This is a genomic window from Nitrospirota bacterium (assembly GCA_020851375.1).
In the GTDB taxonomy this organism is placed as follows: Bacteria; Nitrospirota; 9FT-COMBO-42-15; order HDB-SIOI813; family HDB-SIOI813; genus RBG-16-43-11.
This window is the reverse complement of sequence record JADZCV010000011.1, coordinates 20439-27580: the sequence shown is the minus strand read 5'-3', so window position 1 is coordinate 27580 and position 7142 is coordinate 20439. Positions and strand designations below refer to the sequence as shown.

The following is a 7142-nucleotide window of genomic DNA, read 5'->3' as shown; positions in this document are numbered from 1 at the left end:
CAAATATTCATTCCTCCTTTAACAGGCCGCTCTTTTATAACCCTGGCAGGCAAACCAGCTACTACAGTGTACGGTGGAACGTCCCTGGTTATAATACTGCCGGCTGCCACGACCGCTCCGTCGCCTATTGTTACGCCGGGCAGAATGACAGCACCAGCTGCTATCCATACGTTCCTTCCTATAGTGACGGGTTTTTTTATCTGCCCATCCCAGGCTTCCTGACCGAGCTTTGAATAATCGTGACTTACGCTGACAATTGTTACGCCTGGCGATATCATTGTATATTCGCCAAAGCTTACCCCACCCTGCGCAAGGATTATAACCCCGCTGTTAATACTCACATTATCGGCAACTGTGATTCTTTCGGGGCTGTATATAATTGCCCTGTCCCTGATGGATACGTTCTTGCCACACTTCATCTTGGACTTTAGATACTCGTTTTGTCCTTTCTCAAGCTTGCAGTGTATGAAATGCAGTATCTTATAAAACAGCTTCTTCATTGTATGGTCCTCTTAAATCCAAAGCTGGTCGCACTCACGGCATAGCTCAATATCCCTGTAACGTCCCTCTGCCAGAGCCTGTCTGAGCTCCTGTATGGGTTTGCCGTTCCAGACATCCATGACCCCCTGTGTTCTGAGGTCTCCCAGGACAAGTTTTTTCTCCATATCCAAACAGCAGCCGACCACCTCACCGTCCCATGCCACGCTCATGGACCGCCATGGCTGGTGACAGGGTTTGTATTGCTTTTTGACCACTTCGTATTTTACGTCACTGGTTATCTCCAGAGTACCGCCAAAATTGTGGAAGCAGATGGGATTGAACTTGTCCACTGGCAATCCTGCAAAAAGGGTCTTGAATTTATCTGTTATGGCTGGTGTACTCCCGTCCGCAGTTCGTTCTTTTATGACCTGAATAAGAACCCGTGGAATCTTGAAGCCGCCACGTTTTTTGAGTTCAAGGAAGCGCCTAATGTTGGCGAGGGTCTTCTCGAAATTAGCGTTCACCCTCACCCGTTCATAATAATCATGGTCTTCGCCATCGAAGCTGAAAGATATCTCTTCAAGACCTTTACTTTCGAGGAGACTTATGGCCATGTCTTCGGTAAGCAGTGCTGCGTTGGTGTGGAGCCTGACTGGTATCCCTGAAACTTTTGCCATTATAATCATTTCCGTCAACTTCTTGTGCAGGAGGGATTCTCCCCCCAGGAAGATATTAATCCGCTGGACTTTGAGGTACTCAAGTTCATTAATTATTTTAGAGTAGAGTCCCATGTCCATGTAACCTTTTGGAACATTCAGACCTTTTCCGTGCGGGCACATAACGCAGCGCAGGTTGCAGTGGTTTGTAGGCTCGATCCAGAGCTCCCTTGGCGAATACGGAAGCTCGATAAGCCTTTTCCTGTAGGCCACCTTATATTTATGCCCCAGGTACTTCATCATGTACTTTGTGATCATTCTCATAAAGAGGCTATTAAAAGATCAGCAAGCCTTTTTCCTGCAACTTGAATAGAAAAGCGGCCTTCTACCTTTTCCCGTGACCTGGTTCCCATGTTTTGTCTGAGAGCCTTGTCTTCTATCAGAGTCTTGATTGCACCATAAAACATATCAATTGATGATATCACAAAACCATCCTTTCCATCTTCAATAATATCTCGATTAATTCCTACGTCAGAGCAAACTGGCGGTACTGAGGCGGCCATGTATTGCAATGCCTTATATCCGCACTTACCTTCTGTGTACTTATTGTTTGGCAAAGGCATCACTCCAATATCAAAGAGTGCAATCTCATTATCCTGAGTATCTGCACTCCACGGGACAAAGTTCACTTCAATCGAAGGGATATCCAACCCCCTGCTGCTGAGTATCCTTAATTGTATCCTGTGGTCAAGTGAAAGTTTCCGGAGTACAGGTGTTAATAATCCAAGATGAGGCAGATTGACCTCGCCACCTACCCACCCTATGATAGTTTTATCACACTGCTTCTGATAGTCTTTTAATGGAGTATTTCGTGTTTCTACTGCAGAGGGTATGACAGCCACGTTCCGATTAAAGCGGCTGGCGTAATCAGCAAGTATCCTGTTTCCGGCAACTACGAGGTCAACTTTACTTACAAGAAATTTAAATTTCAGATATCTTGTGCTACTCTTAATGGACCTGTGTTCATCATGTCTATAGTAGATGGCGTCATCAAAATCATAGATCAACTTTCTGGCATATTTCCTTAGAAGTAGAGCATCGAGAGGGGATAATAATTTCTTCTGCAGAAAAGTCATATCGAATTGATTACACATTTTTATGAGCCGTATCTTTTCTAAAGGATTCCTGGGATATTTGACAACATCTGCATTAATCCCCTCTTTCTCCAGTTCAGGCAGCAGATTTATAATCCTTATCCTGCTGCTAGGCAACTTCTCATCCTGAATTATAAATAAGACTTTAATCATTTAACGTCCCTGACCGGGATGTCCCTCAATTAGTCCTGTTGCGGTTACAGAGAGGATAACATCTATGATCTCTCCGGCTGTCCGTTGCAGTGTAAACTGTTCTGCCTTTTTCCGTGCACGCCGTTCTGTCTCCTGGTTCCATGATGAATCAAGGGCAGCCTTGACGTTTAGGGCTATCTCACGGTCATTGGTCGGGTCATTGACAATCCATCCGTCCTCACCGTTGGTTAATATCTCGGAGTTGCCGCAGTCACGGCTGGTTACTACAGGTATGCCAGTTGCGAGCGCCTCAAGGACAGCGTTTGCCATCGGCTCATAGAGAGTAGGAAGTATCAGGAGGTCAGAGGCCGCATAGTAGCGTTCAATCCCCTCCACAGGCCCGATGAACTTCACCCTTTCAGCAAGGCACCATTGTCTTGCCATGTTCATATAATGCCGTGCCTTACCCTTGCCTATTACTGCGAGAACTGCATCCTGAGGCAGGTGACGCATTGCTCCGATTGCATATATTAATCCCTTGCGCTCAAATCCCGTGCCTGCAAAGAGCAGCATGGGGGTTGACTGATTAACACCTAATTCTTTTCTTACGGCATTCCTGTATCTCTTTTTGTTCTCCGGTCTGAAGCGCTGCAGGTCCACACCATTATAGATTACCTGTATGTCGTTTTCATGGACGGCAGGGTAATTCCGGAGTATGTCATGCTTTATAAACTCTGACGGCGCTATTATCTTTTTGTATGCCCTCCGGTTAAAGATGTGCCAGTCGAGCAGGCGGATGGACAGGTGCAGCGGGTTTATCATGAACGATAGTTTTCTGAGAGGTGATGAATACCTCATCCTGATATTAAGCCATGTCTTATGTACCCCGTCTGATGTCCTCAGTATATCCTGGGACAATAGGCGCTCATTGCTGAATACTACATCACACTTAAAGCGTCTCAGGATAAACCAGGCTGCAATGGCAAAACTCCAGACCTTTAATAATGACAGACCGCCAAGCATGGGAATCTTGTGAACGATTACACCATTTTTTACACCTGCAGGCCACTTATTTGCGAATACATGGACTTCGTGTCCTTCACTCACAAGATGAGATGCCAACAGATTCAGATAACGTTCTGCGCCGCCAAATGGATTATATTTTTTTCTGATTATTGCTATATTCAAGTTATTTGGCAACTTCAAGCCGGCCATTAAGGCCGGCGCTACGTATGCCTCCTGGCCTTTAATTTCCTGTCGTGCCGGCTGATCCTGTTTGTCTTGCTTATTACCTGACGGATGAAAGGGAGGCTTTGTCTTACCTTATCTCTGCCGCCGGTATAATGTATCAGGAAACGCAGACGGTCAGTGCGTGAAATTATTAGAGAAGGCGCTGAGTAGTTTAATGCCGCAATGTCTTTGATGATCCAGTGTCTGCGGAACCAGCGTCTCCTGTCAACCCTTTGCAGGTCGAGTACACGCCAGTCCCTCTTGCCGTTTTCCGAACGGCTTATAAAGATATGGCAGCAGTAAAAATCCCTGTGATTAAAGCCGGCGCTGTGCATCGTTTTTGCTAATTCAGCAAGTTCTTTGATTAAAGACCTCTTTTCCATCATCTTTTCTACTGACAGGGGATGGACGAAGTAGTCCTTCAGATAACTTTCAAGTGACTGAAATCCCGTCAGTTCTTCTGTCATCAAAAATGATTCCTGTCTTAGGAGGGAAACTTGCTCACCTGCTGCAACAGGAGTCAGGGTTTGTATTCCGCACTTACTGAATGCCTCTATAACCTCCCATTCCTTTCTCCCCCATGATATGGAAAAGCCTGACAGGAGTGTACGTAACAAATCTGCAGGTCTTACAGTGCACATATGGCGCTTCAGAAAGAAGGTTGCCGCGTCCCTGCCGTTTGGAAGCTCCACTTTCGTGATTGACCTTGACGGCAGGCGTTTTAACACCTGCCCGCCGGAAAAGGTCATGAAGTCAGTGAATTGCTGAAGGCCGTGCTGCTTTAGCAATTTACTGTATCTGCCGTTTAGATAAAGCCACATCCCATGTTCCCTCTGTCCTGTCCCGGGCAATTATTTCCTGACAAGGGTATAACTTCCCCGTCCGGAAAATCTGCTGGTGACATGTTCTACCCATATTGTTTTAAGACGCCGGAATTGTTCTCTCCAGGTTATCTTATTCCGCCAATGAGGTGAGGAGAGGTCTATTGAGACACAGTGTTCTTTAATCCTCTTCTCCATAACTTTTGGATGTGTTCCTTCATAGGCCGCAACGAATTTCCTTGGGATGTCATAATATGTGCTGAATTCAGGCTGAGCCGAGCTGGTTTCACTCCAGTAATTTGAGACCGTCTTTTTCTTGGCCTGCATAGCCTTCTCTGATTTGACACTGCAGTAGTGAAACAGGGGTATACCTGTATCAACGACCCTCATCCTGCGCCCTTTTTCCTTATATTTTGGGTGTACCGTGAACCCGGCTGCATCACCGCGGGACATTACAAAATGATGTGGTTTTACTATGCGGCAGCGTCTTCTGTTGCGTTGAGGATATACATTGACCACAGTCCTGTAATCTCCCCAGAAGCTAAGCTCCGTAAATGCAAGTTCGTCAACCCTGTCATCATCCGCATAGCGATCCACAAAAGACATTATTTCCGGAAGGTCATTATCGTGGATGACCTCATCTGCCTGAAGATAAAAGGCCCACCGGCCTGTGCAGTTGAAAAGTGCGACATTTGTCTGCTGGGCATAGATGTAAGCCCCTGTTGTCATATTGGCGTTCCACTGACTGTGAATTATCCTGATTTTGGGGTTTCTGATTGATTGAATCAGTTCCGTAGTCCCGTCATTGTCAGGGCCAATGTTAACTATGAATTCGTCAACCACCGGCAGGATGGAGGATATGCTCTCCACTACAGGATAGTCTAATGAGACGGCATTTCTGATAAAAGTGAAACCTGACAATCTTACCATATTGCTAATTTGCTTTGCACAGAACCACCCATTTGTCTGAAAAGAGCCGCAGGGTAGGAAATATCCTGACGATCTTTATTCCGGCAGAGTTGAGCTCACTTTGCAGATCAGTTACTGAGAAACGGTAAGAAGGAGGTTTTCCTATGCCAATTTGGCTTAGCGATTTCCTGATGCAGTACTTTACAGTGTATCGGTGACGGTAATCAATGATCAGCCATCCCCTGGAAATCCGCACCATTTCTTTCAGGATGTTGTGCCGCACCTCCTTTGGAACATGGAACATAAATCTTATGCTGACCACGGAATCAAATGACCTGTCCCTGAAGGGGAGAGATTCAGCATCACAACGCACCATTCCTTTAAGAAGCCCTGAGCTGCCGAATCTGTTACGCGACACCTCCATCATCTCCCTTGAGATGTCAGCCCCTGTAAAAGAAAGCCTGTTATCAATAAAGAGCGGGAATAGCCTTCCTGTTCCGCATGGAATATCAATGACACTCTTTATCTCATGTCCGAGTTCGCCTGCTGCGGCGATTGCTTTTTGAATGGCGGCAAGTTTTCTTTTGTTGCGCAGCTTGTGTGAAAGTTTGACGAACCTTACATCATCATATTTAGTGGCAACAGAGTCGCTCTGATAGTGCCTCTTTTTCTTTTCGTATTTTTCAACAGTTTCACCTGTTGATGTCTTTTTGATCTTCATCAGTAAATGTCCTCTGATCCTTTATATACCCTTTTTCTGAAAGATATTCCTTCAATGCGTTGTTCCATTGACTCATGTCATCCAGACCGAGAAGTCTCAGGTTCCCGTTTTCGAGAACCGAGTACAGCGGTCTTCTTGCCTTTGCCCCGAATTCAGATGAAGTGACAGGCTTGACCACAGCGTTAATGCCGGTCAATTGAAATATGACGCTTGCAAATTCATACCATGAGCATCCGCCGTTATTCGTAATGTGGTATAGGCCATATTTCCCGGTGCGTATTAACTGTGAAACCTTTGAGGCAAGTTCCTTTGCATAAGTCGGGGTTACGAACTGATCGGATACAACCTTAATTTCTTTTCCGCTGTTGGCAAGTTTTATCATAGTTTCTATGAAATTGCCCCCTTTGCCGCTTACACCTTTTGCCCCGTACAGTCCGCAGGTCCTTATTAAATAATATTTGCTGCAAATATTCCTTACAAAAAGTTCTCCTGCATGTTTTGATACAGCATAGACGCTCCGGGGATTCGGACAATCATCTTCATTGTACGGTGTGCTCTGCTCACCGCCGAATACATAGTCTGTGCTGAAGTGTACTAATGTGACACCGAGCTCACTGCACGTCCTTGCCAGATTCCTTACGGCAATGCTGTTGACGGCAAAACTGAGCACTGTGTTGTCTTCACAGTCATCAACCCTGTGATATGCGGCAGTGTTGATGACTACATCCGGCATATTGGAGGAGAGTATGTTATTTACCTCCTGCTCATCCGTCATCTCAATGTCCCTGTGAGTCAGGGGTATCAGTTCATCATCCTGCAGTATGTTGACCAGTTCACTGCCTAACTGGCCGCCCGCTCCGATAATAAGGATCTTCACCCGAAAATACTCCTAAGTACCCTTCATTCCCACGGAACCTGTCCCCGCATGATTTAAGCGGGGAGTGGGAATCCAGAACCAGGCCTCGGTCTGGATTCCCGCTTACGCGGGAATGACGTTTTCATGAACCTTGATGAACCTGAGGCTCATGACGGTTCATCT

The 7142-nt window shown here is 46.0% G+C and carries 8 protein-coding genes; all 8 read right to left on the bottom strand.

Annotated features, from left to right (window positions below; genetic code table 11):
* Positions 1-500: acyltransferase (locus tag IT393_02835; GenBank protein ID MCC7201587.1), on the bottom strand; the 500-nt coding region annotated here is incomplete at its 3' end.
* 12 nt (positions 501-512) lie between these two features.
* Positions 513-1460 (bottom strand): SPASM domain-containing protein, encoded by a 948-nt coding sequence (locus IT393_02830; protein MCC7201586.1) that lies wholly within the window; start codon positions 1458-1460, stop codon positions 513-515.
* Positions 1457-2443 (bottom strand): glycosyltransferase family 4 protein, encoded by a 987-nt coding sequence (locus IT393_02825; GenBank protein MCC7201585.1) that lies wholly within the window; start codon positions 2441-2443, stop codon positions 1457-1459. The genes IT393_02830 and IT393_02825 overlap by 4 nt, the downstream gene beginning before the upstream one ends.
* Complete coding sequence (locus IT393_02820; protein ID MCC7201584.1) at positions 2444-3610, bottom strand: glycosyltransferase family 4 protein; 1167 nt, start codon at positions 3608-3610, stop codon at positions 2444-2446. It lies immediately after the preceding gene.
* Between the two features lie 38 nt (positions 3611-3648).
* Entirely contained in the window at positions 3649-4473 is an 825-nt protein-coding gene (locus IT393_02815; protein ID MCC7201583.1) for a hypothetical protein, read from the bottom strand.
* Positions 4474-4503: 30 nt separating this feature from the next.
* Positions 4504-5403, bottom strand: a complete 900-nt coding sequence (locus tag IT393_02810; GenBank protein MCC7201582.1) for a glycosyltransferase — start codon at positions 5401-5403, stop codon at positions 4504-4506.
* Positions 5404-5407: 4 nt separating this feature from the next.
* Entirely contained in the window at positions 5408-6103 is a 696-nt protein-coding gene (locus tag IT393_02805) for a class I SAM-dependent methyltransferase (GenBank protein ID MCC7201581.1), read from the bottom strand.
* Positions 6075-6980, bottom strand: coding sequence for a dTDP-4-dehydrorhamnose reductase (rfbD, locus tag IT393_02800; GenBank protein MCC7201580.1), 906 nt, complete (start codon positions 6978-6980; stop codon positions 6075-6077). Before rfbD ends, IT393_02805 begins: the two co-directional genes overlap by 29 nt.
* Between the last annotated feature and the right edge of the window lie 162 nt (positions 6981-7142).

What these genes read in the sequence shown, in the direction of transcription:
- IT393_02830 (MCC7201586.1), bottom strand. Translation starts at nt 1,460, where the DNA reads ATGAGAATGATCACAAAGTACATGATGAAGTACCTGGGGCATAAATAT.
- IT393_02825 (MCC7201585.1), bottom strand. Translation starts at nt 2,443, where the DNA reads ATGATTAAAGTCTTATTTATAATTCAGGATGAGAAGTTGCCTAGCAGC.
- IT393_02815 (MCC7201583.1), bottom strand. Translation starts at nt 4,473, where the DNA reads ATGTGGCTTTATCTAAACGGCAGATACAGTAAATTGCTAAAGCAGCAC.
- IT393_02810 (MCC7201582.1), bottom strand. Translation starts at nt 5,403, where the DNA reads ATGGTAAGATTGTCAGGTTTCACTTTTATCAGAAATGCCGTCTCATTA.
- IT393_02805 (MCC7201581.1), bottom strand. Translation starts at nt 6,103, where the DNA reads ATGAAGATCAAAAAGACATCAACAGGTGAAACTGTTGAAAAATACGAA.